Source organism: Luteimonas sp. FCS-9 (assembly GCF_001014645.1).
Lineage (GTDB): Bacteria > Pseudomonadota > Gammaproteobacteria > Xanthomonadales > Xanthomonadaceae > Luteimonas.
This window is the reverse complement of record NZ_LASZ01000003.1, coordinates 303,808-320,679: the sequence shown is the minus strand read 5'-3', so window position 1 is coordinate 320,679 and position 16,872 is coordinate 303,808. Positions and strand designations below refer to the sequence as shown.

Below are 16,872 nucleotides of genomic sequence, written 5' to 3'. Positions count from 1 at the left end.
GACAAGTTCGGTCGGAAGAAAACATTTCTTGTTGGGCAGGTGCCTTTCATTTTGTTCTGCATCGCGATTACCGTTTCTGACAGCTTCGCGGGTTTGGCGTTTGCCATGTTTCTGTCCGGGCTCTCGACCGCAATGACATCCGGGACAATGGATTCAATATATGTCCAGTCTTACAATCAGCAAGCGCAACATGAAACTTTGCAAGCCAAGCTAGCGAAGCTCGGTCTTTTCTCCATATCGGGAACGCTGATCGGTGCGCTTTTAGGTATTGCACTTGGACTTATTGTGGAGCATTCGAGTTATAGGATTTTCGTCGCAGTGCAGGATCGAATTTTCCTCTTGGTAGGGTGCTTCTCGATGCTCATGGCATTTTACGTGGCGAAGCGCGTTGTCGAACCACCGTTCCCGCCTCCGGGGAAGGCCTCGCAGCGGAGATCTGCGGATATTCGAGAGCTATTTAACGAGTCTGTTACAGTTTTCTTTCGTAGCAAGCACTTGCTCGTGATCAACGCCACGAGCATGGTCGCGGCTGCGGCTTACATGTGCTTTGAGAAGTTCTGGCAACTGCAGGTCGACAGTCTTACTGGAGATAGCATTTCAAAGACGGTATTTTACTACTTCTTCTGCGGTGGTCTGGTTGTTTCTATTTTCGGTCAGCGTTTTTCGATCAAGCTTTGTGAGATCTTCAATCAGAATCTAATTTACCCCCTCGTTGTTACGAGGTTGGTTTTGATCGCGGCGTTCATCCTGCTCGCCTATAGCTCCAGCATGGCGGTCTTCATCGTCTGTTTTGTTCTGATCTATCTAGCATCTTCGAGCTCGGCTTCGCCAGTAATAGCTTTGTTTCACAGGTATGCGTCCGACGACCTGAGGAGCAGCATGCTCTCGATCCGATCAGTTTCGGTGCAGGTGGGCGCGACCCTCGGGGTGCTGCAAGCGGGTTATGTATCTCACTATTACTCGATCAATCTCGCATTCTTGAGTTCTGCGGTTCTCTATGTGGCGTCAACCGCGATCATTCTATTCTCAGCGCACCTTTTCCAGCCCGGCTATAAAGAGGAGCATCAAGATGCTTGATGCTCGTTATCAGGGGCTTACCGAAGTGGTCTGTGACACGCGTAGAGACATCGTGGGAATTTTTGAAAGCCTGCTGCGGGAGAATGAGTATCCCAAAATTTTGCAAATGCGGCTTTTGGACCTGTTTCCTGGATTGCCTGCTAGATTTAGCATAGGTATGCTCGCTGAGCGCGAGAAATCGGTTTTATTTAATTACAGTTTGGCGCTCATCGTTGCGCCCGTGAACGATTGTGTATTGTCGGTTGTTCGTTGTGGCCGTAGCGACGGAAAGGAACTCAGTGAAACGCGTCTGACCGTCGGGTGTGACGCACTGTTCGTTTCCGAAGATGGACCTGGATCGATCAAGGTTGAAGTCGTGGAGCCGGGTGTCATCGTTACCTGCTCTGTAGGCCTAGACGCCAAGTCTCCGTTTGGCTTAGGTTCGGCGTCGATGCCGACTTTTCCGCTGGACGAGGTTCGATCTGAGATGCGTCGCGACGCCTCCTTTTGGGCCAAGTCTCAGCGAGGGGCATGAGATGAGGCTTATAAAGAGAACGGACTCTGTGGAGAGTCAAAGTGCTATGTCTCTCACCACTTTTTGCAGCTTGTGCGAGGAGGTGGGGCGATTTGAGTCTGAGGATGATTTTCTGAAAGTCGTTCCTGCGCTACAGAAATTGATACTGAACCAGGATCTTTTAGAGGATCACTTCAAATCTTTGGAGTTGAATGGAGCGCCTGGAGTTAGTCAGTCTATTATGCTCGCGGCTAGGGAGCATTTCTACGTGCGCGCGATGATCTGGCCCGCGATTCCGGCCTCCGAGATGAGCGCCGCTAACCTTTTCAAGTATGCCTACTGTGTACCCCACGATCACAACTTTAGCTTTCTGACAATTGGATACTTTGGGCCGGGTTATAGGACTAAGTTCTTCCGATCTGGTCGTGGAGCTAGAGAGGTGGCAATTTCGGATAAAGTGTTAATTGAAGAGAGTGAGGAAATCGTCCTAGAGCGCGGGGATTGCGCGATTGTTTATGAATACGATGATGTGCACGTTCAGTATCCCCCCTCATCGCTGTCGATATCCATAAACTTGGTTCCCCGGAGTAAGTTCAAGTTTAAGCAGGCCTTTATGACGCATCAAGGTGAGGTGGTGACTGCACTAGATGCGAGCAGTCAGAGGGATTTCCTGAAGGAAATGGCAAACTTCATCGGATCGGATCGGCTGGTGCAATCCGTAGACGCCTATTACGACTAGTCGCCCAGAGGCATGCCCAGGTGCTCGCTTAGAGTCTGAATGGTGAATGCCTTGCTCCACGCTAGTATTTGCGCTTTACGAGTGTGATGTTCGTCTGTTGGGTGGGCCGCGAGCATTCAAATGTAATGACCCAGTGATTTCCTGCTCAGGTATAACCTTTTCAAGGAGACACCGATGAGCGCGGTAATGGAGGAAGAAATCAAACGCTGGACGGCACGCCGGAAGTCGGCGTTGGTGCTGGAGATCATCCAGGGCAAGACCACTGTGTCGGAGGCGAGTCGCCAGTTCGACCTGCCGCCTTCCGAGATCGAGGGTTGGGTCGATGACGGCAAGCGCGGGATGGAGAACGCGCTGCGTGCCAAGCCCGAGGACGTGCGCGAGCAGTACGAGCGGCAGCTCAAGGATCTGCAAGAGGCGTATGGCGAGGCGATGCTGGAGCTGCGCGCTCAAAAAAAATTGGCGTCCCTGCTGGGCAAGGACGAGACCTGATGGTCACGATCCAGCAGGGACTGCGCGATGATGGCGTGGTGGTCTCGATGGCGCAGTTGTGCCGCTGGTTCGCGGTGGCGCGACGGACGGTCTACTACCGGCCGGTGAAGGCGGCGCCGGTGGTGCGGCCGGAGCTGGCTGGCCGATCAAAGAGTTGATCGAGGCCGAGCCGTCGTTCGGGTATCGCACGGTCGCCGGCCTGCTCGGCATGAACAAGAACACGGTGCAGCGGATCTTCCAGTTGAAGGGCTGGCAGGTGCGCAAGCGTTCGGTGGGCATGCGTCCCCGCATCCAGGCGCTGCCCTCGGTGGCGTCGGCACCGAACCAGCGCTGGGCGAGCGACCTGTGCCGGATCTGGGGCGGCCGCGACGGCTGGCTCACCCTGGCGCTGGTGATCGACTGCCACACCCGACAACTTCTGGGCTGGCACCTATCGCGAACCGGCCGTGCGACGACGGCCGCGGCGGCTCTGGCGCAGGCGCTGATCACGCGTTTTGGCACGCTCGGCCGCATGCCCGAACCGTTCCTGCTGCGCTCGGACAACGGATTGGTCTTCACCAGCCGCCACTACACGCGCCTGGTGCGCGGCTATGGCCTGCAGCAGGAATTCATCACGCCGCACTACGCACAGCAGAACGGCATGGTGGAGCGCGTCGTCCGGACGCTAAAGGAGCAGTGCGCACACCGACACCGCTTTGAAAGCTTGCAGCATGCGATGCGCGTGATCGGAGACTGGATCCAGTTCTACAACCACCGGCGGCCGCATCAGGCGCTGGGCATGAAGACACCCGCCGAGGCATACGCTTCAGCGCCCTGACCTGTGCAGGAAGGGCTGGGTCATTACAGGACTGCAGATCGTTTGCGCATCCAAGAGAATCAAGCGTGGAGTTGTGCTACAACCCCAACGCGATTACGCATACATGGAGCGATGCAAAATGGAAACGAAGCCCTCTGATCAGGCAAAGGGACAGATCGCGGTCAAGGAATCACTTCTCACAGCCGTGAGAGTTGCTGAGATCATTGTTCTGATCAAGGAAGTGCTGGGACTAGCGGCCAAGGCGCATGCGGCGGTGATTGCGCAATATCCGACTGCTGTCGATACGGCGGAGAAAATTGTAGCTGGTGCAATCAAGGTGCTCGGGCTCTCTTTCCTGCACGCCCAAGCTACCGATAGGCCACTACGCGTGGAAGATATCTCGGCGGCGTTCCATGCTGCGATCAATGCACCTGCGCGCCAAGAGCGGGTGTTCGTTGCGCTTAGTCAGAAGTTCGCAGAACTCGAAAGAGACACTTATGAACTTCCCGACGAAATCATCGAAGGCCTTACTCGCGCGATTGCAACATCTTCCAGCGATGATGAGTTCGATCAGATGCTTCGAGCGACCCTCTTGAAGTTCCAGCTTGAACTGAATCTTGCGCAGGCTGACCTGCCCCCAGTAGCCGTACCACCAGTTACTGGGAGAGCCCGGGGTTGAAGGGTACTTTGGGTGGATGGGGTTGGGCACGGTGGTTGGCAGCGAACTGGGCGGGCGGAATGCGCCCACAGCTGCTGTGCGGTCTTACCTCGTTGTAATCCCGACGCCACTCGGTGATGACGGCGTGGGCCTGGGCAAGTGACGTGAACCAGTGCTCGTTCAGGCACTCGTCCCGGAACTTGCCGTTGAAGCTCTCGATGTAGCCGTTCTGCATGGGCCGGCCGGGCTCGATCAGCAGGTGTTCGATGCCATGTTGCTGCGCCCATGCGATGAAAGCGCGACTGGTGAACTCCGGGCCGTTGTCGGTGCGCACAGCCTTCGGGTAGCCGCGGAACCTTGCGGCCTGATCGAGCACGCGGACGACGTAGGTGCCGCTGATGCCGTGGTCGACTGTGATGTCCACGCACTCGTGGGTGAAGTCGTCGGCGACCGTCAGGCTCTTCAGGCGACGACCATTGGCCAGCGCGTCGCTGACGAAGCCATGCTCCACACCGCATTGGGCGCGGCTGTAGCCGACAGTGCTTGGCGTTCGCTCGGTGGCCTGCGGACCTTCTTGCGGCGACGCACTGCCAAATTCGCCTCGCGATAGAGGCGATAGACCTTCTTGTGGTTCACAGCCGGGTACTCCGAACGCAGCAGGTCGTGCAGGCGGCGATAGCCGAACCTGCGGCGCACTTGCGCCAGTTCGATGATCCGCGCCGACAGAACCTGCGTTGCAGGCGCCTGTTCGGGCGGATGGCGGAAAGCATCGCGGGACAGCCCCGCAAGGCGGCAGGCCCGTCGCTCGCTCACTGTGGTCGCTTCGAGCATGCGACGGACCGCCTCGCGCTTGCGTTGCGGGGCTAGCGTTTTACCCCGAAGCCCACCTTGAGCGCCTCAATGTCCAGGTGCGCCTCGGCCAGCAATCGCTTGAGCCGGGCGTTCTCGGACTCGAGCTCCTTCAGCCGCTTGGCGTCCTCAGCCTCCATGCCGCCGTACTTGGCGCGCCAGGCGTAGAAGCTGGCCGGGCTGAAGCCGTGCTGCCGGCCCAACTCCGATACCGCCATGCCGGCCTCGGCCTGCTTGATGAAGCCGATGATCTGTTCCGTCGTGAAGCGACTCTTGCGCATGTCCGTCCTCTCTGGGTGACAGACTCTACCTAGCTTTTAGTGGTACGGCTCAGTGGGGGCAGGTCACTGCTGCCAAGTATCAAAGTCGTTCTGCTGCCAGACGTGCAGCGCGTGTCGATGCCATTACTGCGGGCGAGGTGGACTTTCGTCTTGACCGGAGCGAAAGACGGCTCACAGTGACGGAGTAGGTCGTAGAGGCGAATTGCAGCTCCTTCTGTTCGTGCGTATTGATGGTCTTCGTGATCAGTCCGTCTCGTGCACCGATGCGGCTCTGAGAGAGATGGACTCCTCGCCGAAGAGCTTTCCAGCGAGCTAAGCGGCACAAAAGCGAGTGCCGTAATCGAGCTCGGCCTTCATCGAAGCTGCTTCGTCATTGAGGAAAGTCGCGACGTCAGGTGCATCGTCTCGGCTAAGCCGCGTTATGCAGTCCTCACGCGCTAGACGCTTTCCAATGTAGGTATCGACAACCTAGACGTTCGCGATAAGTTGAAGCCGATACGTGGATCCTGCCTTCACGAAGGCCCAGCGCTGTGTGCTGGTACTCACCACGAGCTTTCCTGGCCCATGCTTAGCAGCGACATCGGCTGGGCTCTGAATGCGGTTTTGCATGTAGCTGTCCGCATCGGCCAGGCCTGTGTCCACCGCGCGCACCGTTAGTGAGGTGAGCTCGCCTAGGCGCGCTGCAAGCAGGCTTGAAATCAGCAGGGCCGGGTCATCAATGCCGAATTCAGCGCGGTAGCCTGCCGCCTCGTTGGCCGCCTTCGCGCCGCCAGTCTACCCGAGGATCGACAAAGGGCCAAATTCGGACATGCGGCTTGTCTGTATTGCCATTTTCGGCGTGATGTCAGTTGTCGAGATGATTTCGGAATGTGCGCCGGGCAATCCCGCGGGATCAGGCTTGGCTTTGCGGAAGCGGAGAAGGCGACGGTTGTCAGTCCGAGCGTCAGTGCCAGGAGCAGCAGGGCGATCTTCATTGATCCAGGGTTTCTAGGGCGGCGCGCATCGGGTAGCTTCATGATCCAGGCCGCTCAGGACGAGCCCGTTGATCGCGTTTTGGCGTTTGGTCTCTCGGGAGATGGATGTCGTCATGGCCGAGTTGGAGGCCAAAGAGGCTGTCCGTCGTTCGCGACGGACAAACAATTCGACTCAGCGATAAGGGGTCACCCAACCCTGCGGAAGTCGCACGCGTGTCACGCTCTTGTGCGTCGGGATCTTCGAGGTACACCTTTGTTGCGTCAGATGCACACGTTAAGTGCGTACGCGGGGCACTCGTAAGTGCGGTGCCCACCAACGTCGCAAGGTGCCGCGCTACGTCACGTCGAATCCGTCGCAGAATTTCGCATAATGTACATTATGTAAGATTTGCGGCTTGGTAGCCGGAGTACGCCCCACATCACAGACCCGGCCCCTTTGCGCTGGCTATGGTCTGGAAGCCCGTCGTGGGCATCAATGGATGGGTCACATCATGACGATGAAATCACTGCTGGTCGGCATCGTTGGCGGCGCAGCGCTGGCTGCAGCTGGTCTCGCTACTGCCCAGAGTTGCGGCGCGCCGCATTGCTGGGATCGCTATGTCGCGTGTCTCGCCGATCCGGCGACGACGACGATCGGCTGCGAACGCATGTACGACCGCTGCATCGCGGAAGCTTGCGCCTAGATCTCGATCTATTTCCACGAGGCCGCTCATCGAGCGGCCTCGTGGCATACGTTATCGTGACTAGTGGACGCAGCGTCCCGCCCCCCTCAGAACCAGGTCCTGACACCGATCACCCAGCGCGTCTCGCGCCCGCTGCCGCCATCGGCCTGCTCGAGCGCCCGAGTCTCGCCGAAACTGCGCTCGTGGACGATGCCGACGTACGGCGCGAAGCGCCGGGTGAACTCGTAGCGCAGGCGCAGGCCGGCTTCGATCCCGCCGAGGCCGCTGCCGATATGGCGGGCGGGATCCGACTCGCTGGCGGCCGAAATCTCCAGGGCCGGCTGTAGGATCAGCCGGTTGGTCAGCAGCATCTCGTACTCGACTTCCAGTTCAGCGAGCACGCGGCCACCGCCGTCGACATGCGCCATCGCCGAGACCTCGAACAGGTACGGCGCCAAGCCCTGTACGCCGACGCTGGCGTAGGTCTTGGCACGACCCGGCGCGAAGACGTGATGCGCACCGGCCACGACATCCCACCACGGGGACACGCTGCGACCGTAGAGCGCGTCGAACGAGGCGTCGTGGGTCCGGCCGCCCACGCGCTCGCCGCCGGTCTTGAGCCACAACCGATGGACATCTCCGCCGATCCAGCCGTCGACTTCCCAGCCGAGGCCGCGGCCATGGTCGGCTTCGAAGCCTTCGAGCCGGTCGACGCGCACGAAGCTGCGAACGGCCGAATCGCCCATCGCGTGCGGATGGAGTGCCGGAAATGCGGCCGCGCGATCGGCATCGGTGAGCGCGGGAATCGGGTCGCGCGGCGGCGCATCCGTGGGCAAGTCGGTCTGGGCTGTGGCTTGCCCATGCCCGGCGTGACCGGGTACCTGCGTAGTTGCGTGCCCGGACCCATGGTCCATGCCCGAGTGATCCATCCCCGAGTGATCCATGCCCGAATGATCCATCGCCGCATGGTCCGTCGCGGCTTCGGTGGTATCCGCAGACTGCATTTCGGCCGGTGTCGCGGGATCCTGCGCATGCCCCGAGTGCCCGGCGTGAGTGGCGTGAGTGGCGTGGCCAATCCCAGCATGCCGACTGGCCTGTCCTTCAGCCGCACGATGGTCGCCCTTCCCCTCGTGCGTCGACCCGGCGGGCGGATGCTGGCGATGCGCGGACGATCCATGCGCCGCCGATGGCGCCTGCCCATGCGATGTTTCCGCATGCGCCTGACCACCATGTCCATGCTCATGGCCGTGCGCATGATTCTGCGCATGCGCGCCACCCGTAACGGACAACGCGATGGCGAGCAACGACGGCGCGGACCTGAAACGAGTTGTGACGGCGCTCATTCGACCACCTGCACTTCGCGGAACATGCCCGCCTCCATGTGGTACAGCAGGTGGCAGTGAAACGCCCACCGCCCGAGCGCGTCGGCCCGCACGCGGAAACTCCTGCGGGTGCCCGGCGGCATGTCCACGGTGTGCTTGCGAAGATGGAACTGCCCTGCTTCGTCCTCGAGGTCGCTCCACATGCCGTGCAGGTGGATGGGATGGGTCATCATCGTGTCGTTGACCAGCACGATGCGCATGCGTTCGCCGTAGTTGAGGCGCAGCGGCGCGGCGTCGCTGAACTTGATGCCGTCGAACGACCAGGCGAACTTCTCCATGTGGCCGGTCAGGTGCAGCTCGACGTCGCGCGACGGTGCGCGGCCGTCCGGATCGTCGAACAGGCTGCGCATCGCGCCATAGGTCAGCACCGTACGGCCGTTGTCGCGCAGGCCGATGCCGGGATCGTCGAGCTTCGGCGCCGGCGTCATGGTCTGCATGTCGACGAGCGGGTTGCCGCGCTCGCTGTCGGGATGCGCCTGCATCGGTGCGGCGTCGTGCCCCATTGCGGCGTGATCGTGGCCGCCGCCGTGCGCGGACGCGGGGGCGTGACCGCCCTGCCCCGCGCCGTGATCCATACCGTGCATGCCGCCGTGCCCCATGTCGGCCATGGTCAGGATTGGCCGCGGATCGACCGACGGGACCGGGGCACGCAGGCCCTCGCGTACGGCGAGCGTGCCGCTGACGAACCCGGTCCGGCCCATGTCCTGCGCGAAGATCGTGTAGGCATCCTGGCCGGATGGCTCGACGATCACGTCGAAGGTCTCGGCGACGGCGATGCGGAACTCGTCGACCGTCACCGGATGCACGTACTGGCCGTCCGCCGCCACGACGGTCATCTTCAGGCCCGGGATCCGGACGTCGAAGTAGGTCATCGCCGAGCCGTTGATGAAGCGCAGGCGGATCTTCTCGCCGCTGCGGAACAGCGCGGTCCAGTTGCCCGGCGACGTGGTGCCGTTCATCAGGTAGGTGTAGGTGTGCGCGTTGACGTCGGAGATGTCGGTCGGCGTCATCCGCATCTGGCCCCAAGCGCGGCGGTCGGCAAGCGTGGCGCGCCAGCCGTCGCGGCGCACGTCGCGGGCGAAGTCGCCGGCAGTGCGCTTGTACCAGTTGTCGTGCTCGGCCATCTTCTTGAGCCGCGCGAACAGCGCGTGCGGGTCGAGGTCGGTCCAGTCGGTCAGCAGCACGACGTAGTCGCGGTCGTAGGCGAACGGCTCGGGCTCGATCGGGTCGATGATCAGCGCGCCATACAGGCCGGCCTGTTCCTGGAAGCCCGAATGGCTGTGGTACCAATAGGTGCCGCCCTGGCGCACGTCGAAGCGGTACTGGAAGGTCTCGCCGCGATGGATGCCGTCGAAGCTCATGCCCGGCACGCCGTCCATGTTCGCCGGCAGCAGGATGCCGTGCCAGTGCACGGAGGTCATGTCGCCGAAGATCGAGCCGGCTGGCAGCGCGTTGCGCACGCGCAGCGTCACCGTCGTGCCCTCGCGCCAGCGCAGGATCGGCGCCGGCAGGCTGCCGTTGACGGTCGTGGCCGGGCGGGTACGGCCGGTGACGTTCACCAGCGTCTCGCCGACCACCAGGTCGAAGTCGGTGCCGGCCAGGATCTGGCTTTGCGGGGATTGCAGCGCCCAGGACGGGCGCGGCCAGCCGCCCAGGCCGGCGGCCAGGCCGCCGAGCGCCAGGCCCTGGACGAAACGGCGGCGCGCGGGGTCGACACCGCGGCCTGCGGAAAAATCGGAAGTCATCGTCACTCCATCCGGATGCGGCCCGGACACGGGCCGTGCGCCCTGCCCCACGGAGGCGTGGGCGGGCGGTCGATACCGATCAGGAGGCGGCGATGGGAGGTCGGATCGGTTGCACCGGCCAGGGGCCCGCGCGGGCGTGCAGCACCGTGCCGTCGTGGTGCATCGGCCGCAGCCCGGTCGGCAATGGCCGGTCGGGGATCAGCCCGGTGCTGCAGCCGTGCAGGCACAGGCAGCCGCCGTCGCCGCAGCAATCGGTGTGGTGCCCCGCCCCCGCATCGTGGTCCGCAGCGGTCGCGACATCGCCCGCGTCGTGACACGGCGGCACGTCGGCCCCGGCCGCATCGCCAGCATGGTGCGCGTGCGACGCCGCCATCACCGGGGTGGCCGCGATCGCAGTGCCCGCGAGGTCGAGCACGAGCAGCGCGATCAGCAGGACGCGGACGGCGGTGGCGAGGACGCGGGGCATCGCCGCGATTATAGCGAGCCGGCCTGTCCCAGATCGGCGACGGGCCGGGACGATGGCGGCGCGGGCTCGCACGGCTCGGGCGAACGTCCGGCGTGGCGGTGCACCAGCGCGGCCAGCGCGTCCGGCGCCAGCGGCGGGGAGACGTGATAGCCCTGCGCCTCGTCGCACTGCCATTCACGCAGCATCGCCAGTTGCCCGGCGGTCTCCACGCCCTCGGCGACCGTGCGGTAGCCCAGCTCGGCCGACAGCTTGATGAGGGTCCTGACCAGGCGCGCGCGCCGCTCGCTGGTCTCGATGCCGACGAGCAGGCCGCGATCGACCTTGATCGTCGTGGCGGGCAGTTCGTTGAGATACGAGAAATTGCTGTAACCGGCGCCGAAGTCGTCGATGGCGATGGCGAACCCCTGCGCCTGCAGCGTGCCGAGCTGGGCGGCCACGCTGCCCTTGTCCAGCAACCATTCGCCTTCGGTGACCTCGAGCTCCAGTCGCGACGGCGCGATGTCGAACTCCCGGGCCAGATCGGCGATGTAGCGCGGCAGCTGGCCATCGCGGAAATCCGCGCCGGACAGGTTGACCGAGAGGTCGAGCACGATGCCCTCCCGCTCCCACGCCCGCATCTGGCCGAGCGCCTGGCGCAACACCCAGCGGGTGACCAGCGGCATCAGGGTCGTGCCCTCGATGACCGGGATGAACTCGTCGGGCGCGACGTTCCCGTACTCCGGATGCCGCCAGCGCAACAGCGCCTCGGCCGAACGCAGCCCACCCGACGACAGACACTGCCTGGGCTGGTAGACCAGCGCGAACTCGTGCGCGGCCAACGCGCGCTCGACTTGCGTGGCGAGGCGGTAATGCCGCTGCAGGCGCAGGTCGCGGTCGGCGTCGTAGTCGCACCAGGCCGAGCCTGTCTCCAGCGCGGCGTGCATCGCGGTCACCGCCTTGCGCAGCACATCGGCCGAGTCGTGCACCGCGAACGGGGCCACGCCCGCGTGGAAGCCGGCCTCCAGCGTCAGGCCACTGCTCATCACCGGCTCGGCGAGTTGCCCGCGAAGTCGCTCGAGCGTCGCTTCGACCGCATCGCGCGAGACGTCCGTCAGCACGAACGCGAACCGGGTCACGCCCACGTGATACACCTGCGTCGCGTCGTCCAGCGCGTCGGCCAGGCGGTAGCCGAGTTGCCGGATGATCGATTCCACCGGCGCCACGCCCAGCGCCTGGGTCAGCCGATGGGCGCTCGGGACATCGAGCACATCGATGATGCACAGGAACGACGACCCCGTGGCCGGCGCGGGGAGCGTGCGCTGGGATTGCCGCAGGTCCCATGCGAGTTGCTGACGGTTCGCCAGTCCAGTGACCGGGTCGCGCCGCCCCATCGATCGCAGCAAGGAGATCTGGCTGACCACGAGATAGGCGAACGAACGTAGTTGCTCGCGCTCGGTCTCGTCCAGGAAACGCGGCGCATAGTCGATCAGGCAGATCGTGCCGACCTTGTAGCCGCTCGACAGCACCAGCGGCGCGCCGGCGTAGAACCGCATGTGCGGCGATTCGGTGACCAGCGGGTTGGCCGAGAACAGCGGATCGGCGGCGAGGTCGGGGACCTCGTAGATATCGTCCTGATCGATCGCGTGGGTGCAGACCGAGATCTCGCGGCGCGTCCCGCGCAGGTCGGTGCCCACGCAGGCCAGGAAGTGCTGGTCGAATTCCTCGACCAGGGAGATCAGCACCGTCTTGACCCGGAAGGCGAAAGCCGCCAGTTCGGCGATCCGGTCCAGCTCGGGATGCCCCGCCAGCGAGAGCAGGTCAAGACTGCGGATCAGCGCGATCCGGTCGGCCTCGTACATCGTCCTCACGTCGGTTTCCCCTGGGCTGTGCGCAGCACGCTACTCCTGTCCCGTCGACAAGTCATGACGACCATGCCGCCCGCTTCAGCGGCACGCAAAGGAAAACGGACAACTTCGCTTCGAAGTTGCCCGTTTCGGATACGACGTGAGTGGCGTCCCCACGGGGATTCGAACCCCGGTGTCCACCGTGAAAGGGTGGTGTCCTAGGCCTCTAGACGATGGGGACGCAGAAGTCTGCATCGTGTCGCGTACCGGCCTCTGGTCCGCGACTGAATTGTGGTGGAGCCAGGCGGGATCGAACCGCCGACCTCCTGCATGCCATGCAGGCGCTCTCCCAGCTGAGCTATGGCCCCACAGTGGAAGCGCGAAATTGTAGGGATGCCGTTGGGCAACGTCAACAAGTTTTCGCTTCCTCCCGATCGCAACCTGGTGCGCCTGGGAGGCGCCTCAGCCGAGCAGTTCGGCTTCGCTGCGAGCGAGGCGCGCATCATCCAGATTCGGACGCAAAGTTGCAACCCCATGTCCCTGCTCCACCAGAAACTGGAGCCACTTGCCCAGGAAGGTGTTCATGCGCAGGCGGTGGTCGACCACCTCGGCCGGCGGCGGGAACATGCCGATGACGTCCTGCCAGCGCCGGCCGACATAGCAGTGCGTGGCCTCGACCTGCCCCGCGTCGCGGTACAGGCGCAGGTGCGCGGACGGGTCGGGCTCGCCGGTCAGCGGATCGAGCATGGTGTAGCTGAGCCGCAGTTCGGTCGTGTAGCGGTGCTGCGCCACGACGTCCAGCTGCACGGTCGGGGTGCCGGGCACCTCGGACAGGTAGCGCCCCGGCGACAGGTCGCCGGGATGGAACAGCCGCGTCAGCCGGACGTGGTTCTCGGCATACAGCGCCATCAGCCAGCCGAAGCGGCCGAGCCCGGGCATGCGGACGCGAGGGGTGTGGACGTTCACCATGCCACGATCCTACACGTCGCGGAGTGAACCGCCGGGCATCGGGCGCGGCGCGCGGGCGTCAGTACATGACCCGCTCGATGCCCAGCGTCGACATCACCTTGCTGGAGATCTCCTCGATCGAGGTATGCGTGGTGCTGAGCACCGGGATGCGCTCGGCGCGGAACAGCGATTCGGCCGCGCCGACCTCGTGGCGGCAGGTCTCGAGCTTGGCGTAGCGCGAGTTCGGCCGGCGCTCCTGGCGGATCTGCGCCAGCCGCACCGGATCGATCGTCAGCCCGAACAGCTTGGCCCGGTGCGCGCGCAGCCGCGGCGGCAGCCGGTCGTGCTCGAGATCCTCGTCGGTGAGCGGGTAGTTGGCCGCGCGCACGCCGTGGTGGAGCGCGAGATAGATGCAGGTCGGCGTCTTGCCGGCGCGCGACACCGCGACCAGGATCACGTCGGCCTCGTCGTAGTTCACCGACATGCCGTCGTCGTGGGCGAGCGCGAAGTTCATCGCGTTGATGCGGCGGTGGTAGGTCTCGAAGTCGACCATGCCGTGCGCGCGCCCCACGCGCGACTCGCGGGCCTCGACCAGCTCGCGCTCCAGCGGCTCGATGAACGGCGCGAACACGTCGAGCACCAGCGCCCCGCTCTCTTCGAGGATCGTCGCCAGGCCCGGATCGACGCAGGAGCTGACGACGATCGGACGCGCGCCCATCGCCTCGCCGCGCGCGCGGATCAGCGCGGCGACCTCGTGCGCGCGCTCGGCGTTGTCGACGAACGGGATCCGGTTGGTGCTGAACTGCGTGCCGCTGAACTGCGTCAGCAGGCTGTGGCCGATGGTCTCGGCAGTGATACCGGTGCCATCGGAGACATAGAACACGGGACGGGGGGTCGGCATGGCTGGTCCGCCGCTGCGGCGAGCGCCGCGGCGCCCGGGATGGCTAAAATAACCGTTCCGTGCCGGACCCGCCGGTCCGGCCGTCCCCCGATCACGCGACACGGAGCCTTCATCTTGAGCGCCAACATCCTGTGGCTGCACGACCTTCGCCTCACCGACCTGGCCCAGGTCGGCGGCAAGAATTCCTCCCTCGGCGAGATGATCGGCAACCTGGCCAAGCTCGGCGTCTCGGTCCCCGGGGGCTTCGCCACCACGGCCGACGCGTTCAAGGCGTTCATCGCCCACAACGACCTGCACCAGCGCATCTTCGACCGGCTCGCGCCGCTCGACGTCGAGGACGTCGGCGCGCTGACCGCCGCCGGCCGCGAGATCCGCGGCTGGGTCACCGAGGCCCCGCTGCAGCCCGAGCTGGACGCCGATATCCGCACCGCCTACGAAAAGCTGGCGTCGGAGAACGGCGGCGGCGACATCGCCGTGGCGGTGCGCTCGTCGGCCACCGCCGAGGACCTGCCCGACGCCTCGTTCGCGGGCCAGCAGGAGACCTTCCTCAACGTCACCGGCGCCGACGACGTCGTGCACAAGATCAAGGAGGTCTTCGCCAGCCTCTACAACGACCGCGCGATCGCCTACCGCGTCCACCACGGCTTCAAGCACGAGGACGTGTTCCTGTCGGCCGGCGTGCAGCTGATGGTGCGCTCGGACATCGGCGCCTCTGGCGTGCTGTTCACGCTCGACACCGAATCGGGCTTCCGCGACGTCGTGTTCGTGACCTCGAGCTTCGGCCTGGGCGAAATGGTCGTCCAGGGCGCGGTCAACCCCGACGAGTTCTACGTCTACAAGCCCACGCTCAAGGCCGGCAAGCCGGCGATCCTGCGCCGCTCGATCGGCGCCAAGCAACTGCGGATGGTCTACTCCGACGTGCCCGGCGAGCGGGTGCGTACAGAGGACACGCCCGCCGAGCTGCGCGGCACCTTCTCGCTCGACGACGAGGACGTACAGGAACTCGCGCGCCAGGCGCTGATCATCGAGGAGCACTACCAGCGCCCGATGGACATCGAGTGGGCGAAGGACGGCGCCAGCGGCAAGCTGTTCATCGTGCAGGCGCGCCCGGAGACGGTGAAGTCGCGCGCCAAGAACACCCAGATCGAGCGCTTCTCGCTGGAGCAGCGCGGCGAGGTGGTCTGCGAGGGCCGCGCGATCGGCCAGAAGATCGGCGCGGGCGTCGCGCGCGTCGTGCGCCGGCTCGAGGACATGGACCGCGTGCAGCCCGGCGACGTGCTCGTCGCCGACATGACCGACCCCGACTGGGAGCCGGTGATGAAGCGCGCCTCGGCGATCGTCACCAACCGCGGCGGCCGCACCTGCCACGCGGCGATCATCGCCCGCGAACTCGGCGTGCCCGCCGTCGTCGGCACCGGCAATGCGCTGGAGACGATCGAGGACGGCCAGGACGTCACCGTCAGCTGCGCCGAGGGCGACACCGGTTACATCTACGCCGGCAAGCTGCCGTTCGACCGCACCACGACCGACCTGACCTCGATGCCCGAGGCGCCGCTGAAGATCATGATGAACGTCGCCAACCCCGAGCGCGCGTTCGACTTCGGCCAGCTGCCCAACGCCGGCATCGGCCTGGCGCGCCTGGAGATGATCATCGCCGCGCACATCGGCGTGCATCCCAACGCCCTGCTCGAGTACGACAAGCAGGACGCCGAGACGAAGAAGAAGATCGACGCCAAGACCGCCGGCTACGGCAGCCCGGTCGACTTCTACGTCGACCGCCTGGCCGAGGGCATCGCCACGCTCACCGCGTCGGTCGCGCCCAATCCGGTCATCGTGCGTCTGTCGGACTTCAAGTCCAACGAGTACGCCAACCTCGTCGGCGGCACCCGCTACGAGCCCGAGGAAGAGAATCCGATGATCGGCTTCCGCGGCGCCAGCCGCTACGTCGACCCGTCGTTCTCCGAGGCGTTCGCGCTCGAATGCCGGGCGGTGCTCAAGGTCCGCAACACGATGGGCCTGGAGAACCTGTGGGTCATGATCCCGTTCGTGCGCACGCTCGACGAAGGCCGCAAGGTCGTCGAGGTGCTGGAGAAGAACGGCCTGAAGCAGGGCGAGAACGGCCTGAAGATCATCATGATGTGCGAGGTGCCGTCCAACGCGCTGCTGGCCGACGAGTTCCTCGACATCTTCGACGGCTTCTCGATCGGCTCCAACGATCTGACCCAGCTCACGCTCGGCCTGGACCGCGACTCGTCGATCGTCGCGCACCTGTTCGACGAGCGCGATCCGGCGGTCAAGAAGCTGCTGTCGATGGCGATCCAGACCGCCCGCGCCAAGGGCAAGTACGTCGGCATCTGCGGCCAGGGCCCGTCCGACCACCCGGACTTGGCGCAGTGGCTGATGGAAGAAGGCATCGAATCGGTATCGCTCAACCCCGACACCGTGGTCGACACCTGGCTCAAGCTGGCCAAGTCGAAGGCCCGCGCCGGCGGCCGCACCGAGCCCGGCGCCGCCTGACACGACGCGGGGCGGGTCCATGACCCGCCCCGCCGCCGTTCAAGCCCAATCTCCCGCAAGAGCGCGCCTGCC

The 16,872-nt window shown here is 64.2% G+C and carries 15 protein-coding genes, 2 tRNA genes and 1 pseudogene; 9 read left to right on the top strand and 9 right to left on the bottom strand.

The window, feature by feature from the left end:
• From WQ56_RS17985 to WQ56_RS18520, 7 genes are all read left to right on the top strand, one after another.
• Nucleotides 1-1,077: MFS transporter (locus WQ56_RS17985; protein ID WP_156170336.1), on the top strand; the 1,077-nt coding region annotated here is incomplete at its 5' end.
• A complete protein-coding gene (locus WQ56_RS18530; protein WP_156170334.1) occupies nt 1,070-1,591 on the top strand; it encodes a hypothetical protein in 522 nt (173 codons plus the stop codon). The genes WQ56_RS17985 and WQ56_RS18530, both read left to right, overlap by 8 nt.
• Before the next feature lie 46 nt (nt 1,592-1,637).
• Nucleotides 1,638-2,309 (top strand): hypothetical protein, encoded by a 672-nt coding sequence (locus WQ56_RS18525; RefSeq protein WP_156170332.1) that lies wholly within the window; start codon nt 1,638-1,640, stop codon nt 2,307-2,309.
• Nucleotides 2,310-2,483: 174 nt separating this feature from the next.
• Complete coding sequence (locus tag WQ56_RS04730) at nt 2,484-2,798, top strand: DUF1153 domain-containing protein (RefSeq protein WP_047135885.1); 315 nt, start codon at nt 2,484-2,486, stop codon at nt 2,796-2,798.
• Nucleotides 2,798-2,956 carry a hypothetical protein gene (locus WQ56_RS19235; protein ID WP_231583356.1) on the top strand — a complete coding sequence of 53 codons (159 nt, stop codon included), beginning with the start codon at nt 2,798-2,800 and terminating at the stop codon, nt 2,954-2,956. Before WQ56_RS04730 ends, WQ56_RS19235 begins: the two co-directional genes overlap by 1 nt.
• Complete coding sequence (locus WQ56_RS04725) at nt 2,953-3,615, top strand: IS3 family transposase (protein WP_231583355.1); 663 nt, start codon at nt 2,953-2,955, stop codon at nt 3,613-3,615. Before WQ56_RS19235 ends, WQ56_RS04725 begins: the two co-directional genes overlap by 4 nt.
• A 118-nt stretch (nt 3,616-3,733) precedes the next feature.
• Complete coding sequence (locus WQ56_RS18520) at nt 3,734-4,273, top strand: hypothetical protein (protein WP_156170330.1); 540 nt, start codon at nt 3,734-3,736, stop codon at nt 4,271-4,273.
• Here the strand turns inward: WQ56_RS18520 and WQ56_RS04720 are convergent.
• A pseudogene (locus WQ56_RS04720) lies at nt 4,251-5,382 on the bottom strand (IS3 family transposase). The gene WQ56_RS18520 and the pseudogene WQ56_RS04720 overlap by 23 nt on opposite strands.
• Before the next feature lie 1,471 nt (nt 5,383-6,853).
• Between WQ56_RS04720 and WQ56_RS18515 the strand changes: the two are divergent.
• The gene (locus tag WQ56_RS18515; RefSeq protein ID WP_156170328.1) at nt 6,854-7,039 is read left to right on the top strand and encodes a hypothetical protein; all 186 of its coding nucleotides are present in this window, start codon (nt 6,854-6,856) and stop codon (nt 7,037-7,039) included.
• A gap of 86 nt (nt 7,040-7,125) precedes the next feature.
• Here WQ56_RS18515 and WQ56_RS17980 read toward each other — a convergent pair whose 3' ends face one another.
• The 8 genes from WQ56_RS17980 to WQ56_RS04675 all read right to left on the bottom strand — a co-directional run bounded on the left by WQ56_RS17980 (nt 7,126) and on the right by WQ56_RS04675 (nt 14,283).
• Nucleotides 7,126-8,361 (bottom strand): copper resistance protein B, encoded by a 1,236-nt coding sequence (locus tag WQ56_RS17980; protein WP_047135883.1) that lies wholly within the window; start codon nt 8,359-8,361, stop codon nt 7,126-7,128.
• Nucleotides 8,358-10,145 (bottom strand): copper resistance system multicopper oxidase, encoded by a 1,788-nt coding sequence (locus WQ56_RS04705; RefSeq protein ID WP_047135882.1) that lies wholly within the window; start codon nt 10,143-10,145, stop codon nt 8,358-8,360. Before WQ56_RS04705 ends, WQ56_RS17980 begins: the two co-directional genes overlap by 4 nt.
• Nucleotides 10,146-10,224: 79 nt before the next feature.
• Nucleotides 10,225-10,611 (bottom strand): CopL family metal-binding regulatory protein, encoded by a 387-nt coding sequence (locus tag WQ56_RS17620; RefSeq protein WP_052772843.1) that lies wholly within the window; start codon nt 10,609-10,611, stop codon nt 10,225-10,227.
• A gap of 8 nt (nt 10,612-10,619) precedes the next feature.
• Nucleotides 10,620-12,449, bottom strand: coding sequence for a GGDEF and EAL domain-containing protein (locus tag WQ56_RS04695; protein ID WP_052772842.1), 1,830 nt, complete (start codon nt 12,447-12,449; stop codon nt 10,620-10,622).
• A gap of 150 nt (nt 12,450-12,599) precedes the next feature.
• A tRNA-Glu gene (locus WQ56_RS04690) sits at nt 12,600-12,675 on the bottom strand.
• Between the two features lie 51 nt (nt 12,676-12,726).
• Nucleotides 12,727-12,802 (bottom strand) — tRNA-Ala (locus WQ56_RS04685).
• Between the two features lie 94 nt (nt 12,803-12,896).
• Nucleotides 12,897-13,403, bottom strand: coding sequence for a DUF1249 domain-containing protein (locus WQ56_RS04680; RefSeq protein ID WP_047135881.1), 507 nt, complete (start codon nt 13,401-13,403; stop codon nt 12,897-12,899).
• Nucleotides 13,404-13,461: 58 nt separating this feature from the next.
• Entirely contained in the window at nt 13,462-14,283 is an 822-nt protein-coding gene (locus WQ56_RS04675; protein WP_047135880.1) for a pyruvate, water dikinase regulatory protein, read from the bottom strand.
• A gap of 114 nt (nt 14,284-14,397) precedes the next feature.
• Between WQ56_RS04675 and ppsA the strand changes: the two genes are divergently transcribed.
• Nucleotides 14,398-16,800 carry a phosphoenolpyruvate synthase gene (gene ppsA, locus WQ56_RS04670; RefSeq protein ID WP_047135879.1) on the top strand — a complete coding sequence of 801 codons (2,403 nt, stop codon included), beginning with the start codon at nt 14,398-14,400 and terminating at the stop codon, nt 16,798-16,800.
• The last annotated feature ends 72 nt before the right edge of the window (nt 16,801-16,872 follow it).